We start from the raw sequence: 25,438 nt of genomic DNA on the forward strand, positions 1-25,438 counted from the left end.
CTGCCGCGCCTGTACGCCCACCTCCCTGTGCCTTGGGAGGTGGGCGTATCCGTGCCGCGGACAGATACGGCGGATGCGCGCGCAGCAGCCGTAGCAGCTTTCGCCGTCCCTGTCACAGCACTACGCCCGCCCGGAAGCCCAAGGGCCCCTGCCCATGGCCTCCTGCCGGCTGCCGGGCGTCGAGGTCCTTGCCGGGCGTCCGGCGCCCCCGCAGACCGCTCAACGCCCGTGTGAGTTCAGCTCCTTGGCCGCCTCCGTGAGGTCCTTGGCCGTGTCGATCGCGCGCCAGTAGGCGCCCTGTGGGAGGGGGAAGCCGGCCAGGCGACGCTCGCGGGCCAGGCGGGGAAAGGTCGTACGTTCATGATCACCGCGGGTGGGGAGCAGCGCCGTGAAGCCGGCGGAGAAGACGTAGACGCCCGCGTTCACCAGGTACGGCGAGGGCGGCGCCTCGATGAAGTCGAGGACGTGACCGAAGGCGTCGGTCTCCACGACGCCCCAGGGGATGCGGGGGCGGGCCAGCGCGAGGGTGGCCTCGGCGTCACGTTCGTGATGGAAGTCGGCCATCTCGCGAAGCGGGAAGCGGGTCCAGATGTCGCCGTTGGTGGCGTACCAGGGCTCGTCCGGGCGGGGCAGCGCGCCGGCCGCGTACTTGAGGCCGCCGCCACGGCCCAGTGGCTCGGGCTCGACAACAGTCGTGACGCGCAAGGGCAGTTGGCTCCGGGAGAGCCAGTCCTGGAGTACTCCGGCGAGGTGGCCGCAGGAGACGACGGCGTCCGTGACACCTTCCTCTGCCAGCCAGTTCAGCTGGTGGCCGATGATCGGGGTCCCGGTGCCGGGAATCTCGACCATCGGCTTGGGGCGATTGTCGGTGTACGGGCGGAGACGTGATCCCTGGCCGCCGGCCAGGATCACGGCCTGCGTGGGGTACGGATGCGGGGCGCCGGTCATGGTTCGCACTCTATGCGGCCCATCCGATGCGAATGTTCCGATATGTGAATCCACCGGCGTGTGAAAGCGCCGGTCTGCGCCTGCGTGCCTATGCGCCTATGTGTCTATCTGCCTGCGGGCCTGTGCGCCTGCGCGGAGGGGGTCAGCGGACAGTGGCGGCGGCGACACCGGAGGCGTACGAAGTGTCGCAGACCGGGCGCGAGAAGGCCTGGGCGCGGTGTGCGGCCCCGCCGTACTTGGCAACCGCTGCCCGGCCGATCTGGCGGGCGAGGTAGGTGCAGCGCTTGGCCAGCGAGGGGTGCTTGGCGACCGCCTCCTGGAGGTGGGTGAGGGCGACGCCGGGGTTGCGCCGCTGGACGTCGATCAAGAGCTGCTTGCGGACGGCGTCTTCGGGGGCCCTCGGGCCGGCCTTCGTGGAGGCGGTTCCGGAGGACGCGGTCAGCATCTGTGAGTCGGTGGCCGTCGATGCCCAGGGGACGCGGGTGACCGCGAGGGTCCCCGAGAGCACGAGGACGACGGGGAGTACGAGAGCGAGAGTTCTGCCGATGCGGCGGGCTGCGGAGTTCACGGTCGAGATGGTAGCGACGAGTGATGATTTGGCGACATTTGGTCACCTTATCGGGGGACGGAATGGCTCGTCGGTGCGGTTGTGATGTTGACGCACTGATACGAAAAGGTCCGTTCTGCCCTCATAAGTTCCGAGGCTCTCGGCGATGCAGCGGCGGTGAGGCGGGGCGGTGAGGCGACGGCGGTGACGACGCGAAGTCATTCCTACCCCGCACGACCGCCGATCTCACACGCCGCCACCACCCAACCACACAGAGTCCTTCAACCGAGCAGCACTACGAAGAACCGAGAAGAGAGAGACCGCTCAGTCCGAGAGCCGCTCCCCGGACGACGTCGAGAACACATGCGTCTCACCCGGCCGCGGCACGACGTGCAGTCGGCTGCCCTTCTCCGGCACCTGACGGCCGTTGACCCGTACGACCAGGTCCTTCGTCGCGCCGCCCACCTCGGCCGTGCCGTACACATACCCGTCGGCGCCGAGCTCCTCGACGACATTGACCGTCACGGCCAGGCCGGCCGGGGCGTCCGCGGCCTCCTTCGACAGCGACTGCGCGGCGGCGCCGTTCTGCTCGACGACGTCGAAGTGCTCGGGGCGCACGCCCACCGTCACCGTTCGGTCCCCCTTGTCGGCGGCCGCGGACAGCGCCTCCCGGTTGACCGGCACCACGCTGTTGCCGAACTTCACACCGCCGTCGGTGATCGGCACCTCGACCAGGTTCATCGCGGGTGAGCCGATGAACCCGGCCACGAACAGGTTCGCCGGCCGGTCGTACATGTTCCGCGGTGAGTCGACCTGCTGCAGCAGACCGTCCTTGAGGACCGCGACCCGGTCGCCCATCGTCATCGCCTCGACCTGGTCGTGGGTGACGTACACCGTCGTGATGCCGAGCCGGCGCTGCAGGCCGGCGATCTGCGTACGGGTCTGGACGCGCAGCTTCGCGTCCAGGTTGGACAGCGGCTCGTCCATCAGGAACACCTGCGGCTCACGGACGATCGCCCGGCCCATCGCGACCCGCTGCCGCTGACCACCGGAGAGCGCCTTCGGCTTGCGCCCCAGGTACTCCGTCAGGTCAAGGATCTTCGCGGCGTCCTCGACCTTCTGCCGGATCTCGGCCTTCGGCACACCGGCGATCTTGAGCGCGAAGCCCATGTTGTCGGCGACCGTCATGTGCGGGTAGAGCGCGTAGTTCTGGAACACCATGGCGATGTCCCGGTCCTTGGGTGGGAGGTGCGTCACATCGCGGTCCCCGATGCGGATGGCGCCCTGATCGACGTCCTCCAGCCCCGCGAGCATCCGCAGCGAGGTGGACTTGCCACATCCGGAGGGGCCGACGAGGACAAGGAATTCGCCATCTTCAATGGCGATGTCCAGTTTGTCGACGGCGGGCTTGTCGGCACCCGGGTAGATACGGGTTGCCTGGTCGTAGGTGACCGTGGCCATGGTGAGAGTCCCTTCACCGGCAGGAACGTGCCGGACGATCCGAGTAAAAGGAGTGAGGTGGTCCCCATCTGCGGACCGTCCGTGACGCTACCCGGGCCCGGCCTCGCTGTCAGTAGTTCAGCCCCCACCAAAACCGGGAGCCCGGCACCCGCCCCGGCTGGGTACACTCTTCCCGCACGCCTCCTTAGCTCAGCTGGTCAGAGCACCGCTCTTGTAAAGCGAAGGTCGTCGGTTCGAATCCGACAGGGGGCTCTGAGCACTAAGTCGCTGACCTGGGGTTTCTTCCCCGGGCGGCGTGTTACGCGGCCCCGGACTCCTTGTCCGGGGCCGTTTGCGTGCGCGGTGCGTGCCCGCCCCGGTCGGCGGCTGCGTGAGCGTCGAGCGGTCAGCGGCGCCGGTGACGTCCTGGGCCGGACCGGGGGCCTTCAGGTCGGCAGGACGTTGCCCCAGTTGGCCAGCGCGGGGATGGGGGCGGGGATCGGGTGCGGGCGGAGGGGTGAGGAGGCTGGTGGGGGAGCTGTGCTGGGCAGGGGGACGGGGGTGACGGGGAGGGGGTGGGAGGAGCTGAGGGCGGCACTGAAGGCGGCGAGCATCTCCTCGAGTTGGGTGGCTGCGCGGGGGCGGGGCGGCCGGGGTGCGGACCTGGTGGCGGAGGGAGGCGGGGGTGGGGTGGGGCGGTTGTAGGCGGACTTCCACAGGGGGGCGAAGTAGGCGGGCTCGCCGTCGAGGACCATGATGAGGCGCTCGACGATGTCCCAGTCGGGGACCGCGGTGCCGTCGAGCATGGCCGTGATCTCGTCCCGGTTGAGGATGCCGCTGGAGGCGACCGCCATGGACCACGTACTGGGGGTGCCGGCGCGGCGATGCAGATAACGCAGCGCGGAGTCGAGGGAGAGCTCGCCGCGCCGTTTGGTTCCCCGGCGGATCTCGGCGTCCTCCCATACCTTGCGCAGCGCGCAGGGATCGGCGCCGCAGGCCCGGGCGATGCGGGCGGTGACGGACCAGTCGGGAAAGCGCTCTCCGCTGAGGATGCGCGAGAGGTGGCTGGCGGACAGGGAGGTGCGCTCGCCGAGGCTGCGCAGGCTGAGCCGGGAGGCGCGTTGCAGGTGGCTCAGGACGGGGGCTAAGCCGGTGGATGAAGGGACTTCGTCGGGAGGGGGAGCGGGAGGGGAAGCCGGAGAGGGAGGGAGCGGGGGAGTGGGGGCGGTGTCCGCGGCGTCAGGTGTGTGTGCTCGGTGCGTGTCGTCTCGGTGGGTATCGGCGTCGTCGTCGTTTCCCGGGCCGTGCTGCCAGGAAGCCCCGGGCGAAGGCGGAACGGACTGCCGTGGGCGGTTGGCTATCCGCTGGAGGTGACGGCCGACGTCGTACTTGCCGTACTTGCGGCGGACGCTGTCCTTGTTGAGGCTCAGGACGTCGGCAATCCGCGCCCAGGACACGCCCCGGTGGCGGGCGCGTCCGACGGCGCCGGGCAGCATCTTCTCGACGTGCTGCTGGATCTCCACCAGCGTGGTCAGCGGCCCTGCCTCGCCGGGGACGTGTGGCTCCTCCAACGCCCGGACAAGCTGCCGGACTTCGGCTTCGAGGATCTGGGCACAGGCGTTGAGGTCGCGGTCCAGAGCGGCCGTGTCGAGCCGTTCCCTTTTTCGGCGACTGCGGTAGGCCGCTTGGCGGCACGCGGTGCCGCAGTACTCGCCAGGGCGGCCGGTGCGCTGCGGGGTGAGCTGCGCTCCGCAGTTCTTACAGCCCTCCTGAGGAGGGAAATACCCCTGCATCTCTCTGTGTTCCTTTGCGGTACCTCAGCTCCCGGGCGACGGAACGGGTTCCGTCGCCCGGGAATCGTGACGAGTAACGGGGAAGTCTCTCCGTTTCGTAGGGAACGAAGGGACACCAGTGGCACGCCGGGCCAGCCGGCGGACCGCTCAGCCGCGGGCCGAAGCCCTGCCCTGCCGCCAGGCGGTGAATGCCCACAGCACCGCCGTGACAAGGAGAACTGCCTGGGCCACGGGTTCGTGCGGCGGGTTGATCACGACGAACGGCGGGGCGGGGAGGGCCGCGGCCGATCCCCAACTCCCCCAGTTGCGCGGTCCACTGGCGCTGTTGCCCGGCATACTCAGGTCGTGGGCGCCGCTGTTACTGTCACTCGCAGGTCGGCGCCCTTGGCGTTTGACCCGGAAACGAGCGGGGAACGAAGGCATAGAGCACTTCCTTGTTTCGTGCTTATCAGGAGCGCGAGCCTGACTCTTGGTCGATCCGGGCTCGCGCTCCGTGAGCCTAGGGCTCCGATTGCCCGAGTGCTATTCGCGCAAATGCCCCCATCCGCAGCACAATTGGGGGGCATCCGGACAGTTTCGTAGACTCCGCGTGGGCAATTCGTATCGCTTTTACGGGAAAACGGTATGTAGCGTCCGGATCTTGGTATGTCGACTCATCGCCGTGCCGTCGGCCAGGTCGTCGCCGCAGGTAGGCGGACGAACCGACTCGCCATGCCCATCATGCCCCTCACGCCATGCCCGTCACGTGGGCCGGCCCGGCGCAGGCGGCGGCGAGTGCCGTGGTGACCCATCGCCGGGGCGACGCCAGGAGGGATGCGGGCCTCGGCAGGGCGTAGGTCCGCAGCGAACTGCGAGCCGCTGCCGCCTCCGGTGGCGGCTTGACGAGCCGTGTGGGGTGTGGGGCGGTGGAAGGTGACGGACTGCGCCGTATAGCGGGCGCCGTCGGGTGAAACGCAGCGGCCGGTGACGGTCACGCTGGGGACATCATCGGGCAGCGTGATAAGAGCCTCTCAGACGTCGATTCCCGCGGTGTGTGCTGGATCGAAAACTGAGTGCTCCGCAGCAGATGGGTTTCGGAGTAAAGGAAGGGGCACAGCTGTGCGTCGAAGGATTGGCGCCTTGGTGGCGTCCGTAGTCATGAGCGGCTTCTTCATGGGCGCAACTGCCTCAACGGCCGTGGCCCATGTGCCCGATGTTCCCCATTCATACGCTGACTGTGTCGACACCGCCGTCACATACCAGGGAGAGTCCCCGCACAATGCGATGTGGCGCTGCGATCTGTTGGTGAAGAAGGTGGACCGGCAATCGGTGGACCTGCCGCTGCCCGACTTCCGGTAGGTCGCTTCATCGCGGCCGCGGGTCCCACTTGCGCCGGTGTGCGGCCCTGACGCACCGGACAGGGCTCAGCGGGGCCACTTCTCCGGAGTGTTGCTGGTGATCACGTGGCAGACGGCGGGCTTGCCGGGGCCGGGGGACTTCCCTGACGCGACGACGCGGACCCCGTCCAGCAGGATCCGGCAGGAGGCGACGCCGTCTCCGGTCGGGGTGACCTCCACGCGGGCCTCCTGGCCGGTGTTGACGGCGACTTCGGTGCGCCAGGGCAGCTTGGTCGGGCCCAGCCGTTCGTCCTTGTAGTCCGGCTCGAAGCTGTCGGGGTTGTGGCGGTAGACCAGGGCGGCGGCTTGCGGTGCGCCGCGGGCAGACGTGGCCTCGTACGTGAGAGACCAGGCATTCCCGCCTCGCCACTTCTTGATCTCGGTCACGTTGTTCTTGGCCCAGATCAGCCCGCCGACGATGAGGGCTGCGATCGCCAGGAGGGCAATCACAAGAAGGGTCTCGCCGCGCATACGGCGGGACGACTGCTGCGGGGGTGCCATGGTGACCTCGGACGGTTTCTGTTTTTGCGTCTGCGGCTCTGCTGTACCTGCGCCTTTCTTGTCACGGTACCCACGGTGAAGAGGACGAGTAGTCGGTCTGCTGACCGATCTCCGTCTCCACCTCCGGTCGCATGCTTCCCGTCCCCAGGGCGACCTGAAGATGACCGCTGAAGGCCGGAGGCAGGCAGATCGGAGCCGTGTACCTCAGCGCCTCCGCCAGAAGGCGTAATGGCCGACCGCTCCTGATGCCCGTGGGGAATACAGCGACAGACCGGAGATACGAACCCGGAAACACGAAGCAAGAAGCGCGAAGCGCCATGCGCTAACGCAGCACGACACGGAGAGGAACGCATCAGCTATGACCCGCGTACTGATCACGGGGTTTGAACCCTTCGGCGGTATGAGCGACAACCCGACCTGGCTCGTCGCGCAACTCCTGCGCGATGACCCGCCACCCGGGCTTGAGGTGCACTGTGCCCTGCTTCCCTGCTCCTATGCGAAATCGGAGCTGAAACTGCGCGAGGCCGTGGCGGAGAGCGATCCGGAACTGGTGGTCTGCCTGGGGCTCGCCGCCGGCCGGAGCGGCATCTCCATCGAGCGGACCGCGATCAATGTCGACGATTGCCCCGTGGCCGACAACGACGGCCGTACCCCGGTTGACGAACCGATCGTCGCCGACGGCCCGGCCGCGTACTTCAGCCGGCTGCCGATCAAACGCTGTGCCGCCGCGATCCGTGAGGCCGGGATCCCCGCGGGAATCTCCGAGAGCGCCGGGGCATTCGTCTGTAACCACGTCTTCTACACGTTGATGTACCTGCTCGCCACGGAACACCCGCAGATGCGCGGAGGCTTTGTCCATATCCCCGCCGCCCCGCACCAGGCCCTGAACGCCAACTGTCCCTCGATGCCGGTGGAAACCACTGCCCGGGGGCTGCGGACCTTGCTGGCCACGGCGGCCGCACACGACACCGATATCAAGGCGGCCGAGGGGGCGACGAGCTGACCGTGTGGCCGTTGCCGTCGGCACGAACCTGACGGGCATCGAACCTGATGGCGGCTGAATAACACCGGCTGACCCCGTCAACACAGGAGTTCACTCAAAGGTGCCCCTGAGGCCCTATGCGCTCGACATATGACTCAGGGATGGACATACTCATCCATGTTGGATGATCAAGTCTGAGCTCAAGCGGACTTCACGCTTGCTCATCGTGCGTTTCGGCTCATTCCTCCCTCCGATGGGGGAATGAACTCAGCCATGCCCATTCCCGTTCCCATGCCCGTCCACGACTCACGGTCACCTTCTGAGCCGCGAAGACCGGCGAAGCAAGTGTGGCATTAGTGGTCAAGTGCAGCATCACTAATTCAGCTACCGCCATCGAGTAATTCGAGTACAGGATGGTTGACGATGCCAGAAAAAGCTCCACGACGGAAGACGGCGACTCCTCGCGGTAAAACATCCAAGGCATCGAAAAAGGCGAGCAGCGCTGCTGCAAAAGCAAGTTCCGCTGCTGTGAAAAACCGTACGGTGATGAGCGAGGCAGGGCGGGCAGCCCTGGTCCGGGTCGGTGGTCCGTACGTGCTGCAAACGGGCTTGTCGGACTATGCGATGTGGAGTGAGATGTTCGCCGACGCCACAGCAGGCGAGGCGGATCCGCGCAGTTATCGCCGCGGTCGGATCTGGGCGTAAGTGTGGTCGACGGCCTTTCGGGAGGGTAAGTCGCTCGCCATGACACGCCATGTCCAGGCATGAGCCGTGGCGAGGGAGCGCCCTCGTCGTCCCCGGTGGGGAAGGCGAGGGGCTCGGTAGTGGAAGCAATTGGATGCGAGAGAAGGAGAAGATGATGGAGCAGAACTTCACTCCCCGCCTGTCGGCTCCTGTCGCGCGGACGTCGATCGAGACCGTCAGCGACAACAGTGCCGCCGCGGAGCAGTCCATCTGGAACAGCGGCACGAACAACTACCAGCAAGTTGGCATTGGGGGCGGGGTTTTCCCGTTTGCCGATGACGCCGAGTGAGTAACCCGCTCGACGCTGCAGTGCCGGCCGGCCACCCCGTGTCACCCGGCCGGCACTCCGGGGGCGTTCGTTCGCACGGCTCATCCGCTGGTAATGGAAAGCAAAAAGAATACGCGAAAACGTGAGAAGGAGAAGATGATGGAGCGGAACTTCACTCCTCGCCTGTCGGCTCCCGTCACCCGGGCTTCAATTCAGACCGTCAGCGACAACAGTGCGGCCGCAGAGCAGTCCATGTACAACACCGCCGACGGCAACTACCAGCAAGTTCTCGTTGGGGGCGGGGTTTTCCCGTTCGCCGACGATGCCGAGTGATTGCCCCTCTCGTAAGGAGTAGATGATGGAGCAGGATTTCGCTCCCCGTTTGTCGGTTCCCGTCACGCGGGTATCGGCCCAGACCTCCGGCGACGACGGCGCGACCGCAGAGCAGTCCATGTTCATGAACAACTCCTCGCACGCCATGCAGCAAGTGGGTGTTGGGGGCGGGGTCTTCCCGTTCGCTGACGACGCCGAGTGAGTGACCGCTCGGCTGAGTGGTGCCGGTCGGGCCACCCCGTGTCACCCGACCGGCACTACCGGGTGTTATTTCGCATATTTCAACCGCCGGTGAAGGAATGCGTCGAGCAGAGCCGGCGTACAGACGCCGGCGTATGAGCAGGGTGTGGTGATGGTTGATCTACCGGGTATTCCCGGGCTGGCGGCCTTGTGGGGGCGGACCACCGGACACGACGACATCCGCATCGCGGTGGTCGACGGTGAGGTGGATCTGGAACATCCGGCCTTCTCCGGCGCGGCGGTGACCCGTCTCGACGGTCCCTGGGCGCACATGGGTGTGGACGGCGCCAAGGCGCGGCACGGCACGAGTGTGGCGAGCGTGATCTTCGGCCAGCATCACCCGGCGCCGCCTCGATCCGGGCAGGAAGGCCCGGTGCTCGGCATGGCTCCGCGGTGCCGGGGGCTGATCGTGCCGGTGTTCTCGGAGGGACGGAAGACCTCACAGGTGGACCTGGCCCGGGGGATCGAGGCGGCGGTGGAGGCCGGCGCCCATGTGATCAATCTCAGCGGTGGCCAGCTGGCCGAGTCCGGAGAAGCGGACGGTTTGCTGCGGCGGGCAGTGGAACTGTGCGCCGAGCGCAATGTGCTGCTGGTGGCGGCGGCCGGCAACGACGGTTGTCTGTGCTCGCATGTGCCGGCCGCGCTGCCGTCCGTACTCGCGGTCGGGGCGGTCGATGACCACGGTGTGCCGCTGGAGTCGAGCAACTTCGGCAGCGAGTACGACAGTCACGGTCTGCTCGCGCCCGGGGCCGGTGTGCTCGTCGCGACGCCAGGGGGAGGGACGGCACGGGCCGGCGGGACCAGTCTGGCCACGCCGATCGTGAGCGGGCTGGCCGCCCTGCTGCTGAGCCTGCAACGCCAACGCGGCAAGGTTCCCGATCCGCTCGGGGTGGGCGCGCTGCTGCTGGCCAGCGCGGATCCATGTGATGCCGGAGATGAACAGACGTGTCAGCGGTACTTGAACGGCAAACTGAATGTGAGGAACGCAGTGAGCAAGCAGGCCGAGAGTCAGGACGTGATGGCCGAGGCGCCGGCGTCGGTCGAGCCGTCGGCGTCCGCCGCGACGCCGTCCGAGCCCGAGCCGACTGCGGCGAGTGCGACATCGTCGCCGTGCACGTGTCGGTCCGCGGACGTGCCCGCGCCCGCGCCACCGCCCGGGGAGGGGGCCACGGCACCCCGCGAGCCGGCGCGAGCCGCCGCGACCACACCCGGGGCAGCCGTCACCGCGCCCGGGATGGCCGTCACCGCGCCCCGGGCGCCCGTCACCGCGCCCCGGTCGGGCGGTGTGACGCAGTCCGGCCGAGCGACGCAGCCCGGCTACGTCACACACCCCGGTGAAGTGACGCAGTCCCATGAGCAGTCGAAGATCGGCTGGTCGCCGCTGGTCTACGCGCTGGGTACGCTGGGGTACGACTTCGGCGGCGAGGCGCGCCGGGACACGTTCAAGCAGCTGATGGACCCGGTGACGATCGACGGCACGACGGTACCGGCCAACCCGTACGACTCCCGGCAGATGGTCGACCACCTCACCGCCAACCCCTCCGAGGCCAGGTCGCTCATCTGGACGCTGAACCTGGAGCTCACCCCGGTCTACGCCCTGGAACCGGCGGGGGCCTACGGCGGTGAGGTCTACGCACTGCTGTCCAAGTTCCTGGGCGGGGAGGTCGCCGCCGAGGACGACCCGGACTACATCGAGCGGATCTCTGTTCCCGGCCGGCTGACCGACCGCACCGTGCGCCTGTTCTCCGGGCAGGTCGTGCCCGTGGTCGAGGTGGAGCAGGTGCGGGGGCTGTACGGCTGGCGGGTCAACGCGCTGCTGGACGCGGCGACCCAGGCGGCCTCGCTGGCAGCCGGCAAGGGCGCGGGCAAGGCCCAGCAGGCCGAAGTGCAGCGCTCACTGCGGGAGTTCCTCACCCGCGTCTACTACGACCTGCGCAACCTGGGCTCCACCTCCCGGGACCGGGCGCTGAACTTCGCCGCCACCAACGCGTTCCAGGCCGCCGACACCTTCTCCCAGGCGGTCGCCGCCGGGATGGCGCTGGACACCATCGACGTACAGCAGAGCCCCTTCGGCCGGCAGGACTCCGACTGCTGGGACGTCAAACTGCGCTTCTTCGACCCGGAGAACTCACGGCGGGCACGCAAGGTGTTCCGGTTCACCATCGACGTCTCCGACCTGATGCCGGTCACCCTGGGTGACATGCGTACCTGGTCGGAAGCCGGCTGAGCCACGCCGTCGGCCGTCAGCAACACAGGAGAGACCGATGCGCCTTCCCCCGCAATCGCCGCCGGTGTGCAGGCCGGAGCTGATCCAGCCACACCGGACGGTCGACGTCGAGCACGGCACCCCGGAACAGCTGATCTCCCTTCGTATCCAGCTGATGCACGGGGCCAACTTCAACGACCCGCAGTACTGGGCACCGCCGGCCCACGCCCGCCTGAAGCTGTCCGGCACATCCAGTAACCCCGTTTCTTCCGGTCCATCCGGTCCATCCGGTCCCTCCGGTCCATCTGGGCTGTCCGGGCCGTCCGGGCTGTCCCGGCCGTCCGGTGCGAATGGAGCAGCGGGTGCCTGAACTCGCTGATGTCCCAGGACTCCCCGAGTTGTGGGCGCTGACCACGGGCGATCCGCGGGTGCGGGTCGCCGTGGTCGACGGCGGACCCATCGATATGTCCCACCCGTGCTTCGACGGGGCGACCATTCTGGAAGTGGATACCGGATGGCTCGGTGATCGCGAGGCTGACGTCGAAGCCGAGCTGCTGGAGTACGCCCAGGAACACGGGACCTGGGTCGCCAGCATCCTGTTCGGCCGGCACGGCAGCACCGCCCCCGGCCTGGCACCGGGCTGCACCGGACTGATCGTGCCCTGCCTGATCGCCGAGCGGCACCACGTGGACCCGGTCAACACGGCCCGGGCGATCGAGGCTGCCGTAGGCGCCGGTGCGCACATCATCGTGATCGAACAGTGCCTGCCCAGCCGCTCCGACGACGTCGACGGCCTGTTGCGGGCCGCGGTGCGCCACGCGGAAGAGCAGGGCGTGCTCGTCATCGCGGCCGCCGGCAACGAGAAGGGGGAGTGTTCCTGCTATCCGGCGGCCCTGCCCGAGGTCCTGGCCGTGGGGGCCCACGACGACGACGGCGCGGTCTACGGATTCAGCAACTGGGGACCGCAGTACCACCCCACCGCGCTCGTCGCCCCCGGCGGCGAGATGCCCGGCGCCAGCCTCATCGACGAGAGCGGTGTCAAGCGGCACAAGGGCACCAGCTGCTCGACCCCGTTCGCCGCCGGAGTGGCCGCGCTGCTGGTCAGTCTCCAGATCGCCGACGGTGGCGCGATCGATCCGCTCGCCGTACGCCAGGCGCTCCTGGACTCCGCTGCGCCGTGCTCGACCGACGAGACGGACGATGAGCCGGCCCGCTGTCTCGGCGGCAAGCTCGACATCGCCGGCGCCACCGAGATCATCCGCAGCCGCAGCCGGACGACAACGGGTGACGCGGGCGTGGTGACGTCAGCGGTGTTGCCACGCCGCACCGGTCCCGTCTACGCGCTGGGCACGCTGGGGTACGACTTCGGCACCGAGGCGCGCCGGGACACGTTCAAGCAGCTGATGGCCCCGGTGACGATCGACGGCACGACGGTACCGGCCAACCCGTACGACTCCCGGCAGATGGTCGACCACCTCACCGCCCACCCCTCCGAGACCGGATCGCTCATCTGGACGCTGTACCTGGAGCTCACCCCGGTCTACGCCCTGGAACCGGCGGGGCCGTTCGCCGCCGAGGTCCACGCCGCGCTGACCACGCTGTTCGGCAGACAGATCCTCGCGCCGGACGACCCCGCGTCCCTGGAACGGATCTCCGTGCCGGGCCGGCTGACCGACCGCACCGTGCGCCTGTTCTCCGGGCAGGTCGTGCCCGTAGTGGAGGTCGAGCAGACCAGAGGGGTGTACGGGTGGCGCCTGCGGACCCTGCTCGACGCGGCCGTCGCCGCTCTCGGGGACCAGGCCGGCGCCGCCCCCGCCACCGAGGTCCGCGAAGCCCTTCGGGAGTTCCTCGCCCGGGTCTACTACGACCTGCGCAACCGCGGGTCCGCCGCGAAGGACCGTGCGCTCAACTTCGCCGCCACCAATGTGTTCCAGGCCGCCACCACCGTGGCCGAAGCCATCGCCACCGGGCGGGCCCTGGACACCATCACCGTGGAGAAGAGCCCCTTCTGCCGGCTGAACAGTGACTGCTGGGACGTCAAACTCCGCTTCTTCGACCCGGTGAACGGGCTGCGTTCCCGGACCGTGTTCCGCTTCACCATCGACGTCTCCGACACCCTGCCGGTCTCCCTCGGCCCGGTCCATACCTGGGCCGAATCCCGGTAGCCGGACGCGGGGCCGTCCGGGGCCGGTGAGGATCGGCAGGCGGGGAGCGGCGTTCGGTGCGGCACTGGAGGGGCGATCGGCACTGGAGGGGTGAAGTGGGGCGCGGTGGGCCGATTCGCAGTGTCCGGAGGGGGCCTTTCGGCGTAGGTTCGCCGGCATGGTGAATAGGAATGCGATGACCTCCGAGGACTACGAGCGGCGCATGGAGCGGGCCGGCCGGGCCGCCGCCGACGCCGGGCTGGCCGGGCTGATCGTGACGCCGGGGCCCGATCTGGTGTGGCTGTGCGGCTACGCACCGCCCGCGGCCACCGAGCGGCTGACCGCCCTGGTGATCGAACCGGGGCGGCGGTCGCGGCTGATGGTGCCCGTATTGGAGCAGCCGGACGCGGAGTACTCCCCGGGGGCGGAGGCGGTGGAGGTGTCCGGGTGGAGCGACGGCTCGGATCCGTACGCGCAGGTCGCCAAGTGGATGGTGCCGCAGGGGCGTTACGGGGTGTCCGACTCGACCTGGGCGCTCCATCTGCTGGGGCTGCAGCGGTCGCTGCCGGGGAGCGGATACGCCGCGCTGACGGAGGTGCTGCCGATGCTGCGGGCCGTCAAGGACGCCCATGAGGTGGAGCGGCTGGCCGCGGCCGGGGCCGCCGCGGACGCCACGTACGAGGAGATCCTGGGGGTGCGCTTCGCCGGGCGCCGGGAGTCCGAGGTGGCGGCGGACCTGGCGCGGCTGCTGCGGGAGCACGGACACAGCCAGGTGGACTTCACGGTCGTCGGCTCCGGCCCGAACGGCGCCAATCCGCACCATGAGGCGGGGGAACGGGTCATCCAGGACGGGGACATGGTGGTGCTCGACTTCGGCGGCCTGAAGGACGGGTACGGGTCGGATACGACGCGGACCGTGCACGTCGGGGAGCCGGGTGCCGAGGAGCGCAAGGTGCACGCCGTCGTGCGGGAGGCGCAGCAGGAGGCGTTCGAGGCGGTCCGGCCGGGCATCGCGTGCCAGGACATCGACCGGGTGGCCCGGCGGGTGATCAAAGCGGCGGGGTACGGCGAGTACTTCATCCACCGGACGGGGCACGGCATCGGGGTGACCACGCACGAGCCTCCCTACCTGGTGGAGGGCGAACATCTGCCGCTCGTACCGGGGATGTGCTTCTCGATCGAGCCGGGGATCTACCTGCCGGGCCGGTTCGGGGTGCGGATCGAGGACATCGTGACGTGTACGGAGTCGGGCGGGCGGCGGCTGAACGAGACGGAGCGGGAGCTGGCGGTGGTGCGGTAGGCGGTCCCCCCGGCTCTTCCTCCCTCTTCCTCCGTCTCTTCGCTGATCGGCTCTTCGCGGATCGGGTTTTCGCTGGTCAGGCCGGATTGTCAGTGGGGTGCTGCACGATGGGTCACGAGATCGGAAGGGGTGATCGCGTGGCAGGGCGCGGCAGCGGCAGGGGAAGCGGCGGCGGCAGGGGAACCGGCAGGGGAAGTGGGAACGGCAGGGGCAGCGGGAACGGAACGGTGCGGGCGGTGCGGCGGCCGGAGGTGCGGCTGCCGGCGCTGACGACGTACGACGGCGGGGAGCTGGAGGCCGAGGGGGATTACGACGGGCTGGAGTTCGCGGACGCGGACTGGGCGCGGCAGTCGGCGCGCGGCGCACACTTCATGGACTGCGCGGTGCGGCGGTGCGGGCTGGACGAAACGGGGCTCGGCCGGGCGCGGTTCGTCGACAGCGTGCTGAGCGGGGTGCGCGGGGTCGGGACGGATCTGTCCGGGGCGACCCTGCGCGATGTGGAGGTGTCGGAGGCCCGGCTCGGCGGAGTGCAGTTGCACGGTGCGGTGCTGGAGCGGGTCGTGGTGCGCGGCGGGAAGATCGACTTCCCGAATCTGCGGATGGCGAAGCTGCGGGACGTCGCGTTCGAGGGGTGCGTGCTGATCGAGGCGGACTTCGCGGGGGCGGAGCTGGAGCGCGTGACATTCGACGACTGCACCCTGACCCGGGTGGATTTCTCCCAGGCGCGGATGACGGACGTCGATCTGCGGGGTGCGGCTGTGGTGGACATCGCGCGGGGGATCGACCGGCTGTCGGGCGCGGTGATCAGCGCGGCCCAACTGATGGACCTGGCCCCGGCGTTCGCGGCGCAGATAGGCGTACGGGTGGAGTGATGGGGGGATAGGGGGATAGATGGGGGATGGGGGAGTGACGGGGGTACGGGTGGAGCGATGGGGCGGGGCGGGGGGGACGGCGGGTGGGGCCGACGGCGCGGTGCCGGGCCGGTCAGATGCGCGGGAAGCGGGCCTGGAGGTTCCAGATGGCGGGGTTGTCGGCGAGGCCGTCGTGCATGTCGGTGAGGTCGGCGATCAGGTCGTGCAGGAAATCGCGGGCCTCGCGGCGTAGCGCGGCGTGGTTGAAGGTGAGCGGGGCTTCGTCGGCCGGCATCCAGTCGGCGTCGATGTCCACCCACCCGAATCGGCGCTCGAAGAGCATCCGGTCGGCGGATTCGGTGAAGTCCAGTTCGGCGTGGATCGGGCGGGCGGAGCGGCTGCCACGGGGGTCGGTGTCGAGCTGCTCGACGATGTCGCACAGGGCCCAGGCGAAGTCGAGGACGGGTACCCAGCCCCAGGCCGTGGACAGCTCGCGGTCCGCCTTGGTGTCGGCGATGTAGACGTCGCCGCAGAAGAGGTCGTGCCGCAGGGTGTGGACATCCGCGGTCCGGTAGTCCGTCTGCGGCGGGTCCGGGAAGCGAGAGGAGAGGGAGTAGCCGAGGTCGATCACACCTTGATGGTGCCACGCCGGTGCGACGGGCCATCGCCCGCACCGGCCCGGCTCAGGGCGTCAGCGGCCCGGCTCGGGGCCGTCAGCGGTCCTCGGGGGAAGGCGATGGCCGAGGAGGGGCAGGGAAGGAAGCCCAAGGAGGGGGAAAGACCATGTCTGGTTCTCTTGTGTGCCGCTCGGGTGCCGCACTGCTCTTGGCGACCGCCCTGGTGGCGCTGCCGGTGCCGCCGGCTCCGCCTGGTGGGCAGCACGGGGCGGCGGCGTATGCGGCCGGGGCGGGCGGTGACCGTGCCGGCAGAGCGGGCGGTGACCAGGGAGCGGGGTACGGCGAGCGGCCCGGCGGCGGCCGGTGGCGGGGCGGCTGGGCGGCCTCGCCGCTGGCGCCGAACACGGTCATGGGCCCGAACTGGTCCGAGACCGGCTTCGCGCGGCAGACGGTCCGCCAGGTCGTCCGGGTCAGCATCGGCGGCACACGAGCCCGTATCGAGCTGTCCAACCGCTACGGCCGTACGCCGCTGAAGGTGGCCGGTGCCACCGTCGCCCGTGCCGGCCGTGGCGCCGAGGTGCAGGCCGGGTCGGTGCGCGCGCTGACCTTCGGGGGCGGGCGGTCGGTGACCATACCGGCGGGTGGTGAGCTGCTCAGCGACGGCGTCGGGCTGGAGGTCCGTGCGCTGGAGTCGGTGACCGTCACGATCTATCTGGACGCCCCGACCGGCCCGGCCACCTTCCACGCCCTCGGCAGGGCCACGAGCTATCGCGCGGCCGGGGACCACCGCGCCGATGTCGGTGCGGAGGCCTTCACCGAGACGTCGACGTCCTGGTACTACCTCTCCGGTGTGCAGGTCGCCGGCGGCCGGTCCGCGCACCGCGACGGAGTGGTGGCCTTCGGCGACTCCATCACCGACGGCTACGGCTCCACGCTCGACGCGAACAACCGCTATCCGGACGAGCTGGCCGAGCGGTTCGCCGCGGCCGGCCGGCCGCGCAGTGTCGTCAATGAGGGGATCAGCGGCAACAGACTTGCCAGCGACTCCGATTGGGCCGGAGAGAAGGGGGTGACCCGCTTCCGTGAGGACGTCCTGAACGACCCGAATGTGGGCACGGTCATCGTGCTGGAAGGCATCAACGACATCATGGCGAGCGAGTGGGAGAACGGGCCGGTCCCGCCGTCGCCGGACACCACGGTCGAGCGACTGATATCCGCGCAGCGGGAGTTGATACGCCAGTCGCACGCCAAGGGGGTCAAGGTCATCGGTGCCACGCTGACGCCGTTCAAGGGGAGCAGCTACTACACCGAGCGCGGTGAGCAGAAGCGGGACGCGCTCAACCAGTGGATACGCACCTCCGGTGAGTTCGACGGGGTGGCCGACCTGGACCGGGCGCTGTCCGACCCCGCCGACCGGGACCGGATGCTGGCCGCGTACGACGTAGGCGATCACCTGCACCCGAACGACGCCGGATACCGCGCGATGGCCGAGACGGTGGACCTCGGCGTGCTGACGCAAAGGCCGTGACGGAAACGTCCATTGCCGCAAGTGCCCTTGCCGCAAAGGGGGTTACGGCGACGTGAGTACCCGCGGGCCGTCGTTCGTGACCGCCACTGTGTGCTCGAAGTGGGCGGCGCGGCTGCCGTCGACCGTGCGGAGGGTCCAGCCGTCGCCGTCCGCGTAGTAGTCGTCCCCGCCGCCGGCCAGGAACATCGGCTCGATGGCGATGACGAGACCGTGGCGCAGCACCAGGCCCCGGTTCGGGCGGCCGTCGTTGGGGACCGGCGGGTCCTCGTGCATCGTGCGGCCGATGCCGTGTCCGCCGAAGTCGTCGGGGATGCCGTAGCCGGCGGCCCGTCCGACGCTCCCGATCGCGTGCGAGATGTCACCGATCCGGGCGCCGACGACGGCCGCCGCTATGCCGGCCTCCAGCGCCCGCCGGGTGGCGTCCATCAGCCGCTGGTCCTCACGGCGCGGAGTGCCGACGGTGAAGCTGAGGGCCGAGTCACCCGCCCAGCCGTCCACGACCGCGCCGCAGTCGATGCTCACCAGGTCGCCGGCGCACAGCCGGGTGGCGTCCGGGATGCCGTGCACGATCGCATCGTTGACGGAGGCGCAGATGACGGCCGGGAACGGGGTGGGGGCGAAGGACGGGCGGTAGCCGAGGAACGGTGAGTCGGCGCCCGCCTCGCGCAGGACCGTACGGGCGACCTCGTCCAGGTCCCGCAGCCGCACTCCGGGGGCGGCGGCCGCGCGTACCGCGGCCAGTGCGTCGGCGACGACCCGGCCGGCCACCCGCATGGCGTCCATCGACGCATCCGTCTTGATCTCCACCATGAGCGTTCTTCCCTCCCGAGCGCAGGCATGGACATGGACATGGACATGAACATGGGTATGGCATGGATGCGGGCATGCCTGCGGTATTTGTTTACCGGTATTTGTTTACCGGTATTAGTATCACGGGCATGGTGCGAACTCCACTGACCCCCTGGGAGCGGGAGCGCGGCGAGCGGCTCGGGACGCTGCTGCGTACCGCGCGCGGCGAGCGGAGCATGGTCGAGGTCGCGGCGGCGGCGGGGCTGTCCGCCGAGACGCTGCGGAAGATCGAGACCGGGCGGGCGCCGACGCCGGCGTTCTTCACGGTCGCCGCCCTGGCGGGCACGCTCGGGCTCTCGCTGGACGAGGTGGCGGCGCTGGCCACGCCGCCCGAGGCGGCCGCCGAGGACGCGGTCGCCTGACGCCGGCTGCCCATCCGCCTGACGCCGGCTGCCCGTCGCGGTGGTACCGGCTGCCCGGAATGCGCCGAGGGCCGGCTCCCGAACGGGAGCCGGCCCTCCAAGAGACCGCGGTGGCGCCTCAGGCGCCGGATCCTGGCCTCAGACGTTGACGCCGAAGTCCTGGGCGATGCCGCGCAGGCCCGAGGCGTAACCCTGGCCCACGGCGCGGAACTTCCACTCCGCGCCGTTGCGGTACAGCTCGCCGAAGACCATGGCGGTCTCGGTGGCCGCGTCCTCGCTGAGGTCGTAGCGGGCGATCTCGGTGCCGCCGGCCTGGTTGACGATGCGGATGAACGCGTTCCGTACCTGGCCGAAGTTCTGGCTGCGGCTCTCGGCGTCGTAGATCGAAACCGGGAAGACGATCTTGTCGACGTCGGCCGGCAGGGCCGCCAGGTTGACGTTGATCTGCTCGTCGTCGCCCTCGCCCTGGCCGGTGACGTTGTCACCGGTGTGGACGATCGACTGGTCCGGCGTGGACTTGTTGTTGAAGAAGATGAAGTGCTGGTCCGAGTAGACCTTGCCGCTCGGGTTGACCGCGATCGCGCTCGCGTCGAGGTCGAAGTCCGTGCCGGTGGTGGTGCGGACGTCCCAGCCGAGGCCGACCGTGACGGCGGTCAGGCCCGGTGCCTCCTTGGTGAGCGAGACGTTGCCGCCCTTGGACAGGCTTACAGCCATGGGGATGTCCCTTTCGTTGTCAACGCGTCGAATCGTCGGCGGGCTCCGTACCGCCCCACTGCCCACGCAGTGCCGCGCACGAAGCTACCGTCACCCACCACAACGTCGTGAGGGGACCAGGAGGTTCCAGGCTCCTTTACTTTCTTTACCGGACTGACCGTGCCCGGTCGGCGCCGAAAAGCGGATGACGGTGGCCCGGGGGCGCGAGACCATGGGGGCATGTCCGGGCCCTATGTCATCCGCGGTTCGGTTGTCCTTCCCGAGGCCGAGCTCGTATGGCGTTTCTCGCGGTCCTCGGGTCCGGGCGGCCAGCACGTCAACACCAGCGACAGCCAGGTCGAGCTGCGGCTCGACCTCGCCAGGACCGAGCAGCTGCCGCCGGTGTGGAAGGAGCGTGCCCTGGAACGGCTGGCCGGCCGGCTGGTGGACGGTGTGCTGTCCGTGCGCGCCTCGGACCACCGCTCCCAGTGGCGCAACCGCGAGACCGCGGCCGTACGGATGGCCGCGCTGCTGGCCGAGGCCACCGCGCCGCCGCCCAAGCCACGCCGTAAGGCGCGGATCCCGCGGGGTATCAACGAGCGGCGGCTGCGCGAGAAGAAGCAGCGCGGTGAGACCAAACGCGGCCGCTCGGGCCGCGACTGGACCTGAGCCGCCGGACCTGAGCTGCCGAGGCCCCAGCCGCCGGGCGTGAGCCGCTGGACCCCAGCCGCCGGTCGGCTCCTGGCGGGCCGCTCAGCCCAACTGCCGGTACTTCCCCCGGAAGTACATCAGCGGCCCTTCGTCCCGGTCGGCGGCCGACGTGGCGAGGACGCGCCCGATGACGAGCGTGTGGTCCCCGGCCGCCACGCGCTGTTCGGTACGGCACTGCAGCGTCGCCAGGGCGCCCCCGATGAGCGGCGCTCCGGACACTTCACCCCGTACATGAGGAATGTCCTCGAAGAGCAGTCGGTCGCTGATGCGGCCTTTCATCGCGAATCGCCCGGCAATCTGCCGCTGATGACCCGAGAGCACCGATACGGCCCACAGCGGCTGCGCCGCCAGCAGGTCGTCCATCCGGGAGTCGTTGCGAACGCTCACCATCACCAGTGGCGGATCGAGGGACACGGAGAGGAACGCCGTGGCGGTCATGCCGACGTCCTCGCCATGCGGCCCGGCCTCCGGGTCGTGGGCGGTGATCAGCACCACACCGGCGGCGAGACGGGACAGGGCGGCACGGAACTCGTCGTCACTCACCCCACCAGAATGCGGGATCGGCGTACCCTCCGGCGCCGATGTCAGGGCTACGGCGGGCGTGGCGGGGACGGCGGGGCCGGCGGCTGCCGCATGGGCAGGGGTTTTCGTGAACACGCCACGAACGCTAACTTCAGCCGGTCCCCGCTCGCATCGGGCGCGGGGACGACTCGCGTCCTAGGTCTGCCGACCGAGGCGCCGGGGTGGCGGTGAACGCCGGAATTTGCGTGAGGAAAGTGCGGAAAGGGTGAAAGGTGCGGCTCGACGACGGGAACGGGGGAGATCGCCAACGCCCGCTCACGTACTGTGACTTGAGTCACAGCGGGCGCAAATTGTTGACCCTGTGTACCGAGTGAACAGCTCACTGTGATTCAGTGAGCGTGGAATCGGACGACGAAGAATCGTGGAGTTTGCTGTCGAGGTCTCAGGGAGAGCGAGCGATGGAGACCGAGTCGGAGCCATACGTCCGTCTTGCGACCCTGCGGCAGCTGCACCAAGTGGTCGCCGAGCTGAATACCGCACGCAGCCTGGCGGACACCTTGCAGACCGTCGCCGACGGCGCCCTGAACGGCCTCGGCTTTGAGCTCTGCGCGGTCAACCTCGTCCGCCCCGACGGCGATCTCGTCGTCGCCGCGGTCGCCGGCAGCGCGGGCGCCGAGGCCCTGATGGCCGGGCGGGTCGGCTCCCGGTCCTCCTGGGAGCGCCGGCTGTCCATGGGGGAGCGGTGGGGCGACCTGTGCTTCATCCCGTACACCGAGGGCTGGGTGCTGGATGACGACGACGTACCGCAGTGGCACACGGCCGGACCCACGCCCCGCTTCCCCGACGAGTGGCATCCCATGGACCGCCTCTTCGCACCCATGTACACCGCGGGCAGCAGCGGCGGCGAACTGCTCGGCGTGATCTCCGTCGACCGGCCGCGGAACGGCCGGCGGCCCGGAGCCTGGGGCCAGGAGGCCCTGCAGATGTACGCGTTCCAGTCCGCCATCGCGATCAGCAACGCCCGCCTGCGGTCGAACATGCAGCGCGCGCTGGTCCGGCTGGAGCGCGAGCAGCAGGCCCTGCGCGCCAGCGAGGAAAGCTTCCGGCAGGCCTTCGAGTACGCGCCGAGCGGGATGGCCGTGGCCGAAATGGGCGGTGACCAGCACGGGCGGCTGCTACGCACCAACGACGCGCTCTGCCGGCTGCTCGGCCGCAGCGCCTCCGGACTGCGCCGCTACTCCTTCTCCGACCTCGTCCACCCCGAGGACATCGGCACGCTGTTGCGCACCTCCGCCGAGGGCGGCCGCGCCGAGCTGCGGCTGGCTCGCCGGGACGGCACGTACGTGTGGGTCTCGCTGCGCAACTCCGTCGTCGCCGACACCGCCGACGGCCCCCGGTACCTGCTCACCCACGTCGAGGACATCGAGGAGCGCAAGCGCCACGAGATCCAGCTCGCGCACCGCGCCAGCCACGACTCCCTCACCGGACTGCCCAACAGCGCCGAACTGCGCGCCCGTCTCGGCGCCCGGCTGTGCTCCCGTACGCCCGGCTCGATGGCCGACGCGTACGCCTCCTCCGGCGCGTTCCCCGGCGACCCGCACGGCTTCCGGCCGGGCGGCGCGGAGCCGTTCGACGGGATCGACGGCTTCGAGGGCGCCCCGGCGCCGTTCGACCACCACGTCCACCTCGTCGCGCCCGGGGACGGTCCGGTCGACGACGGCGCCAAGGGGCTCGCGGTGCTCTTCTGCGACCTCGACGGCTTCAAGTCCATCAACGACCGTTACGGGCACAACACCGGCGACGCGGTGCTGATCGAGGTCGCCCGCCGGCTGACCGGCGGCGTCCGGGACGGCGACACGGTCGCCCGGCTCGGCGGCGACGAGTTCGTGGTGCTCGCCGACGGCCTGGGCACGGCCGACGCCGAGGACCTCGCGGTCCGGCTGCGCAACGCGATCATCCCGCCGATCCGGGTCGAGGGCCGGGCCGTCCGGGTCGGCGCCAGCTTCGGCATCGGCTGGGCGAGCTGCGGGATGACGGCCGAGGAAGTACTGGAGTCGGCCGACCAGCGGATGTACGTGGAGAAGCGCTCCCGTTCGAAGGCGGGCCGACGGGCCGGCTGAGTGCCTTCCTCGTCACCGTTCTGTAGCGACCTTGTGGCGGTTCCGGCCCGGCGTGGTATCCCCCAAACGGGGTAGGCTGCGCCGGTGCGGCGCGGTGCCGCCGGGGCCAAACATCTGCACAGGCATCCCACCCGTCCCCTCGACCCCATCCACCTCGTCCATCTCGTACTGACGTTTCGTACAGACCGCTGGGAGTGACACGGAATGACGGCCGGCAACAACGGCGCGGGCACGCCGGAGAACGACGATCCGTTCGCCTACCTCTACCGCTCCGAGGGCGGCGAGGGCGGCGCGGCGGGCCCGTCGGGCGACGGTGTGGCGGCGGGCCGGCAGCCTGGCGTCCCCCGGGCCTCCTACAACCAGGTCCGCGCGGTCGGTGAGCGCCAGTACGGGCAGCGGCAGCAGCAGTACGGCGGCGCTCAGCAGCGGGTCGCCCCGCAGCAGCCGTACGGGCAGCGGAATGCCCACTACGCCGCCCCCGAGACCCTTCCCGGCGGCGACGCCACCCGCCAGGTCCCGCCCCCCGGCTACGCCGACCGGGCCCCGGCCCCGCGCCGCAACCACAAGGGCCTGCTGATCGGCGCCGTGGCGGTGGTCACCGTGGTCTGCGTCGGCATCGGCGTCGCCATGCTCACCCACAGCAACGACAAGAACGACACGGCCTCCGACGACCCCGCCCCGTCGGCCGGCGCCTCCACCGAGCCCAGTCAGAAGCCGTCCGGCTCGCCGACGCCGGCCCCCCTGCCCAAGGAGAACGCGGGCAGCCTGTCCCTGGGCGGCACCGCGACCACCTCCAAGGACGTCAAGGGGGCCAGGTCGCCCGGCGGTACGTACGTGACCGGCATGAACACCCCTGGCGCGTCCGCCACTTGGACCCTGAACGTTCCCAAGTCCGGTGCCTACACGGTGTTCGTGGGCTACGGCGTCCCCGGCAAGGACGCCAAGTCCACGATGACGATCAACGACCAGGACACCCGCAAGGTCCGCATGAGCAACTTCGCCCACGCGGCGGAGGGCGACTGGGAGAAGGGCTGGACCCGTACCTACAGCTGGGTCCAGCTGAAGCAGGGCCAGAACACCGTGAAGGTCTCCTGCGAGCAGGGCGATCAGTGCGACTTCAACCTCGACCAGGTCTGGCTGAAGGCCGGCCACGTCAAGGGCTGACGGCCCCCGGCCGCGCTGCTGTGCCGATGCCCTGGTGACAGCCGGTGCCGCCGACTCCGGGTAAGCGTCCGGTCATGGGTGGGCGGCGACCTTGACCCGGGGCAGCAGCTCCTCGTACGTCGCCGGGTCGAACTCGCCGGCCGTCGGGGCCCGTACGGTGGCGGCGGAGAGGGCCACCGCGCGGGCCAGCCGGGCCGGCCAGGGCAGGCCCTCCACGAGGCCGGAGAGCAGGCCGGCGACGGCCGAATCGCCGGCGCCGGTCGGGTTGCCCGCGAACCGGCGGGGCGGGGCGGCCTGCCAGGCGCCGTCGGCGGTGACCGCGAGCATGCCCTCCGGGCCGAGCGAGGCGGCCACCGCGTGCGCGCCACGGCGGCGGGCGGCGCGGGCGGCGCGCAGCGGTTCGGTGCTGCCGGTGAGCGCGGCCAGCTCGTCGGCGTTGGGCTTGGCGAGGTCCGGACGGGCGGCCAGGCCGCGGCGCAGCGGTTCGCCGCTGGTGTCGAGGAGGACGGGGACGCCGGCGGTGCGCGCGGCGCGGGTGAGGCGGGCGTAGACGTCCACCGGGACACCCGGCGGGAGGCTGCCGCACAGGGCCACCGCCCGTGCGCCGGCGAGCAGTTCGCCGTAGGTGCCGAGGAAGGCGTCCCATTCGGCGGGGGAGACCGTCGGGCCGGGCTCGTTGAGCTGGGTGGTGTCGCCGGTGGACTCGTCGGCGACGGCGACGGTGCGGCGGGTGGCGCCGCCGATCGGCACGAGCGCGTCGGTGACCTCGGTGTCCGCGAGCAGCGCGCGCAGCGCGTCGCCGGTGCCGCCGCCCGCGAAGCCGGTGGCGACCGTACGGTGACCGAGCGCGGCCAGTACGCGGGCGACGTTCAGGCCCTTGCCGCCGGGGCGTTCGGACACCTGGGCGATCCGGTTCGTGCCGTGCGGGCGGAGCCGGGGGACGCGGTAGGTGATGTCCAGGGCGGCGTTGAGCGTGACCGTGAGGATCATGGTCGCCCCTCCGGGCAGTCATGGCCGGGCGGCCGTGGGTCGGGCGACCGCGCGCGGCACGGGCATGCGGACAAGTGCGCGAGCGATCATGCCATCGCCGGTGGCGGTTGGCCCAGGCCCCGACCCTGACCCCCCGGCCCTTACCCGACCCGGCCCGGCCCGGCCCGCCCCGGCCCCCGACCCATCGGACAGCCCCCGGACCTCCCCCT

The 25,438-nt window shown here is 70.1% G+C and carries 27 protein-coding genes and 1 tRNA gene; 17 read left to right on the forward strand and 11 right to left on the reverse strand.

The genetic code is table 11. The annotated features are described in order from the left end of the window. Positions 1-219 precede the first annotated feature (219 nt). From AZE13_RS00430 to AZE13_RS00440, 3 genes are all read right to left on the reverse strand, one after another. Positions 220-948 carry an NDP-sugar synthase gene (locus AZE13_RS00430; protein ID WP_066925281.1) on the reverse strand — a complete coding sequence of 243 codons (729 nt, stop codon included), beginning with the start codon at positions 946-948 and terminating at the stop codon, positions 220-222. Positions 949-1,090: 142 nt separating this feature from the next. Further along, positions 1,091-1,516, reverse strand: coding sequence for a hypothetical protein (locus tag AZE13_RS00435; protein ID WP_066925284.1), 426 nt, complete (start codon positions 1,514-1,516; stop codon positions 1,091-1,093). A gap of 303 nt (positions 1,517-1,819) precedes the next feature. Continuing rightward, positions 1,820-2,956: an ABC transporter ATP-binding protein gene (locus AZE13_RS00440; protein WP_066925286.1), complete on the reverse strand. Its 1,137-nt coding sequence runs from the start codon at positions 2,954-2,956 to the stop codon at positions 1,820-1,822. A gap of 178 nt (positions 2,957-3,134) precedes the next feature. Here AZE13_RS00440 and AZE13_RS00445 point away from each other — a divergent pair. Further along, positions 3,135-3,208, forward strand: a tRNA-Thr gene (locus AZE13_RS00445). Between the two features lie 173 nt (positions 3,209-3,381). Here the strand turns inward: AZE13_RS00445 and AZE13_RS00450 are convergent. Both AZE13_RS00450 and AZE13_RS36175 read right to left on the reverse strand, forming a co-directional pair. Beyond that, positions 3,382-4,728 carry a helix-turn-helix domain-containing protein gene (locus tag AZE13_RS00450; protein WP_066925289.1) on the reverse strand — a complete coding sequence of 449 codons (1,347 nt, stop codon included), beginning with the start codon at positions 4,726-4,728 and terminating at the stop codon, positions 3,382-3,384. 147 nt (positions 4,729-4,875) lie between these two features. Further along, on the reverse strand, positions 4,876-5,064 hold the full coding sequence (locus AZE13_RS36175) for a hypothetical protein (protein WP_147264578.1): 189 nt from the start codon (positions 5,062-5,064) through the stop codon (positions 4,876-4,878). Between the two features lie 786 nt (positions 5,065-5,850). Here AZE13_RS36175 and AZE13_RS00455 point away from each other — a divergent pair. Next, positions 5,851-6,066, forward strand: coding sequence for a hypothetical protein (locus AZE13_RS00455; protein WP_147264580.1), 216 nt, complete (start codon positions 5,851-5,853; stop codon positions 6,064-6,066). A gap of 65 nt (positions 6,067-6,131) precedes the next feature. Here the strand turns inward: AZE13_RS00455 and AZE13_RS00460 are convergent, their stop codons facing one another. After that, complete coding sequence (locus AZE13_RS00460; RefSeq protein ID WP_066925295.1) at positions 6,132-6,605, reverse strand: hypothetical protein; 474 nt, start codon at positions 6,603-6,605, stop codon at positions 6,132-6,134. Positions 6,606-6,963: 358 nt separating this feature from the next. Between AZE13_RS00460 and pcp the strand changes: the two genes are divergently transcribed. From pcp to AZE13_RS00495, 10 genes are all read left to right on the forward strand, one after another. Further along, positions 6,964-7,608, forward strand: a complete 645-nt coding sequence (gene pcp, locus AZE13_RS00465) for a pyroglutamyl-peptidase I (RefSeq protein WP_066925298.1) — start codon at positions 6,964-6,966, stop codon at positions 7,606-7,608. Positions 7,609-8,133: 525 nt separating this feature from the next. Then, a complete protein-coding gene (locus AZE13_RS39190) occupies positions 8,134-8,292 on the forward strand; it encodes a cyanobactin biosynthesis PatC/TenC/TruC family protein (RefSeq protein WP_398780095.1) in 159 nt (52 codons plus the stop codon). Positions 8,293-8,425: 133 nt separating this feature from the next. Beyond that, positions 8,426-8,620, forward strand: coding sequence for a hypothetical protein (locus AZE13_RS00470; RefSeq protein WP_066925301.1), 195 nt, complete (start codon positions 8,426-8,428; stop codon positions 8,618-8,620). A 93-nt stretch (positions 8,621-8,713) separates the two neighbouring features. Further along, on the forward strand, positions 8,714-8,932 hold the full coding sequence (locus AZE13_RS36180) for a hypothetical protein (protein ID WP_147264581.1): 219 nt from the start codon (positions 8,714-8,716) through the stop codon (positions 8,930-8,932). A gap of 22 nt (positions 8,933-8,954) precedes the next feature. Further along, entirely contained in the window at positions 8,955-9,134 is a 180-nt protein-coding gene (locus AZE13_RS00475; RefSeq protein WP_066925304.1) for a hypothetical protein, read from the forward strand. Positions 9,135-9,284: 150 nt separating this feature from the next. Beyond that, on the forward strand, positions 9,285-11,399 hold the full coding sequence (locus AZE13_RS00480; RefSeq protein ID WP_066927017.1) for a PatA/PatG family cyanobactin maturation protease: 2,115 nt from the start codon (positions 9,285-9,287) through the stop codon (positions 11,397-11,399). 37 nt (positions 11,400-11,436) lie between these two features. Further along, positions 11,437-11,748: a cyanobactin biosynthesis system PatB/AcyB/McaB family protein gene (locus AZE13_RS39195; protein WP_079123554.1), complete on the forward strand. Its 312-nt coding sequence runs from the start codon at positions 11,437-11,439 to the stop codon at positions 11,746-11,748. Then, complete coding sequence (locus AZE13_RS00485) at positions 11,741-13,543, forward strand: PatA/PatG family cyanobactin maturation protease (protein WP_066925307.1); 1,803 nt, start codon at positions 11,741-11,743, stop codon at positions 13,541-13,543. Before AZE13_RS39195 ends, AZE13_RS00485 begins: the two co-directional genes overlap by 8 nt. A 175-nt stretch (positions 13,544-13,718) precedes the next feature. Then, positions 13,719-14,822 (forward strand): aminopeptidase P family protein, encoded by a 1,104-nt coding sequence (locus AZE13_RS00490; protein ID WP_079123555.1) that lies wholly within the window; start codon positions 13,719-13,721, stop codon positions 14,820-14,822. Between the two features lie 227 nt (positions 14,823-15,049). Beyond that, positions 15,050-15,694 (forward strand): pentapeptide repeat-containing protein, encoded by a 645-nt coding sequence (locus tag AZE13_RS00495; protein ID WP_066925313.1) that lies wholly within the window; start codon positions 15,050-15,052, stop codon positions 15,692-15,694. A 112-nt stretch (positions 15,695-15,806) separates the two neighbouring features. Here AZE13_RS00495 and AZE13_RS00500 read toward each other — a convergent pair whose 3' ends face one another. Next, entirely contained in the window at positions 15,807-16,304 is a 498-nt protein-coding gene (locus tag AZE13_RS00500) for a hypothetical protein (protein WP_066925316.1), read from the reverse strand. A 152-nt stretch (positions 16,305-16,456) separates the two neighbouring features. Here AZE13_RS00500 and AZE13_RS00505 point away from each other — a divergent pair, with 152 nt between their 5' ends. Beyond that, positions 16,457-17,818: an SGNH/GDSL hydrolase family protein gene (locus tag AZE13_RS00505; protein ID WP_066925319.1), complete on the forward strand. Its 1,362-nt coding sequence runs from the start codon at positions 16,457-16,459 to the stop codon at positions 17,816-17,818. A gap of 42 nt (positions 17,819-17,860) precedes the next feature. Here AZE13_RS00505 and map read toward each other — a convergent pair whose 3' ends face one another. Next, positions 17,861-18,715: a type I methionyl aminopeptidase gene (map, locus tag AZE13_RS00510; RefSeq protein WP_398780096.1), complete on the reverse strand. Its 855-nt coding sequence runs from the start codon at positions 18,713-18,715 to the stop codon at positions 17,861-17,863. Positions 18,716-18,756: 41 nt separating this feature from the next. Here map and AZE13_RS00515 point away from each other — a divergent pair, with 41 nt between their 5' ends. Then, on the forward strand, positions 18,757-19,029 hold the full coding sequence (locus AZE13_RS00515; RefSeq protein WP_066925325.1) for a helix-turn-helix domain-containing protein: 273 nt from the start codon (positions 18,757-18,759) through the stop codon (positions 19,027-19,029). Positions 19,030-19,167: 138 nt separating this feature from the next. Here AZE13_RS00515 and AZE13_RS00520 read toward each other — a convergent pair whose 3' ends face one another. Next, on the reverse strand, positions 19,168-19,743 hold the full coding sequence (locus AZE13_RS00520; protein ID WP_066925328.1) for a TerD family protein: 576 nt from the start codon (positions 19,741-19,743) through the stop codon (positions 19,168-19,170). Between the two features lie 219 nt (positions 19,744-19,962). On the opposite strand from AZE13_RS00520, the gene arfB reads away from it, so the two are divergent. Beyond that, positions 19,963-20,391 (forward strand): alternative ribosome rescue aminoacyl-tRNA hydrolase ArfB, encoded by a 429-nt coding sequence (gene arfB, locus AZE13_RS00525; RefSeq protein ID WP_066925331.1) that lies wholly within the window; start codon positions 19,963-19,965, stop codon positions 20,389-20,391. An 84-nt stretch (positions 20,392-20,475) separates the two neighbouring features. On the opposite strand, the gene AZE13_RS00530 is transcribed toward arfB, so the two are convergent. Then, the gene (locus tag AZE13_RS00530) at positions 20,476-20,976 is read right to left on the reverse strand and encodes a flavin reductase family protein (protein ID WP_066925333.1); all 501 of its coding nucleotides are present in this window, start codon (positions 20,974-20,976) and stop codon (positions 20,476-20,478) included. Between the two features lie 437 nt (positions 20,977-21,413). Here AZE13_RS00530 and cdgB point away from each other — a divergent pair, with 437 nt between their 5' ends. Together cdgB and AZE13_RS00540 are read left to right on the forward strand one after the other, a co-directional pair. Then, positions 21,414-23,075: a diguanylate cyclase CdgB gene (gene cdgB, locus AZE13_RS00535; RefSeq protein WP_066925337.1), complete on the forward strand. Its 1,662-nt coding sequence runs from the start codon at positions 21,414-21,416 to the stop codon at positions 23,073-23,075. A 204-nt stretch (positions 23,076-23,279) separates the two neighbouring features. Beyond that, a complete protein-coding gene (locus AZE13_RS00540) occupies positions 23,280-24,239 on the forward strand; it encodes a carbohydrate-binding protein (protein WP_066925340.1) in 960 nt (319 codons plus the stop codon). Between the two features lie 72 nt (positions 24,240-24,311). On the opposite strand, the gene AZE13_RS00545 is transcribed toward AZE13_RS00540, so the two are convergent. Beyond that, a complete protein-coding gene (locus tag AZE13_RS00545; RefSeq protein WP_066925343.1) occupies positions 24,312-25,229 on the reverse strand; it encodes a 1-phosphofructokinase family hexose kinase in 918 nt (305 codons plus the stop codon). Positions 25,230-25,438 lie beyond the last annotated feature (209 nt).

Source organism: Streptomyces sp. NBRC 110611 (assembly GCF_001590865.1).
Lineage (GTDB): Bacteria > Actinomycetota > Actinomycetes > Streptomycetales > Streptomycetaceae > Streptomyces.

Bases quoted from the DNA above. Each gene is read 5' to 3' on its own strand.
- AZE13_RS00520 (WP_066925328.1), bottom strand. From the start codon at position 19,743: ATGGCTGTAAGCCTGTCCAAGGGCGGCAACGTCTCGCTCACCAAGGAG.
- AZE13_RS00490 (WP_079123555.1), top strand. From the start codon at position 13,719: ATGACCTCCGAGGACTACGAGCGGCGCATGGAGCGGGCCGGCCGGGCC.
- AZE13_RS00470 (WP_066925301.1), top strand. From the start codon at position 8,426: ATGCGAGAGAAGGAGAAGATGATGGAGCAGAACTTCACTCCCCGCCTG.
- AZE13_RS36180 (WP_147264581.1), top strand. From the start codon at position 8,714: ATGGAAAGCAAAAAGAATACGCGAAAACGTGAGAAGGAGAAGATGATG.
- AZE13_RS36175 (WP_147264578.1), bottom strand. From the start codon at position 5,064: ATGCCGGGCAACAGCGCCAGTGGACCGCGCAACTGGGGGAGTTGGGGA.
- arfB (WP_066925331.1), top strand. From the start codon at position 19,963: ATGTCCGGGCCCTATGTCATCCGCGGTTCGGTTGTCCTTCCCGAGGCC.
- AZE13_RS00505 (WP_066925319.1), top strand. From the start codon at position 16,457: ATGTCTGGTTCTCTTGTGTGCCGCTCGGGTGCCGCACTGCTCTTGGCG.
- AZE13_RS00515 (WP_066925325.1), top strand. From the start codon at position 18,757: ATGGTGCGAACTCCACTGACCCCCTGGGAGCGGGAGCGCGGCGAGCGG.
- AZE13_RS39195 (WP_079123554.1), top strand. From the start codon at position 11,437: ATGCGCCTTCCCCCGCAATCGCCGCCGGTGTGCAGGCCGGAGCTGATC.
- AZE13_RS00480 (WP_066927017.1), top strand. From the start codon at position 9,285: ATGGTTGATCTACCGGGTATTCCCGGGCTGGCGGCCTTGTGGGGGCGG.
- AZE13_RS00450 (WP_066925289.1), bottom strand. From the start codon at position 4,728: ATGCAGGGGTATTTCCCTCCTCAGGAGGGCTGTAAGAACTGCGGAGCG.
- cdgB (WP_066925337.1), top strand. From the start codon at position 21,414: ATGGAGACCGAGTCGGAGCCATACGTCCGTCTTGCGACCCTGCGGCAG.
- AZE13_RS00475 (WP_066925304.1), top strand. From the start codon at position 8,955: ATGATGGAGCAGGATTTCGCTCCCCGTTTGTCGGTTCCCGTCACGCGG.
- pcp (WP_066925298.1), top strand. From the start codon at position 6,964: ATGACCCGCGTACTGATCACGGGGTTTGAACCCTTCGGCGGTATGAGC.
- AZE13_RS00440 (WP_066925286.1), bottom strand. From the start codon at position 2,956: ATGGCCACGGTCACCTACGACCAGGCAACCCGTATCTACCCGGGTGCC.
- AZE13_RS00430 (WP_066925281.1), bottom strand. From the start codon at position 948: ATGACCGGCGCCCCGCATCCGTACCCCACGCAGGCCGTGATCCTGGCC.
- AZE13_RS00540 (WP_066925340.1), top strand. From the start codon at position 23,280: ATGACGGCCGGCAACAACGGCGCGGGCACGCCGGAGAACGACGATCCG.
- AZE13_RS00460 (WP_066925295.1), bottom strand. From the start codon at position 6,605: ATGGCACCCCCGCAGCAGTCGTCCCGCCGTATGCGCGGCGAGACCCTT.
- AZE13_RS00545 (WP_066925343.1), bottom strand. From the start codon at position 25,229: ATGATCCTCACGGTCACGCTCAACGCCGCCCTGGACATCACCTACCGC.
- AZE13_RS39190 (WP_398780095.1), top strand. From the start codon at position 8,134: ATGAGCGAGGCAGGGCGGGCAGCCCTGGTCCGGGTCGGTGGTCCGTAC.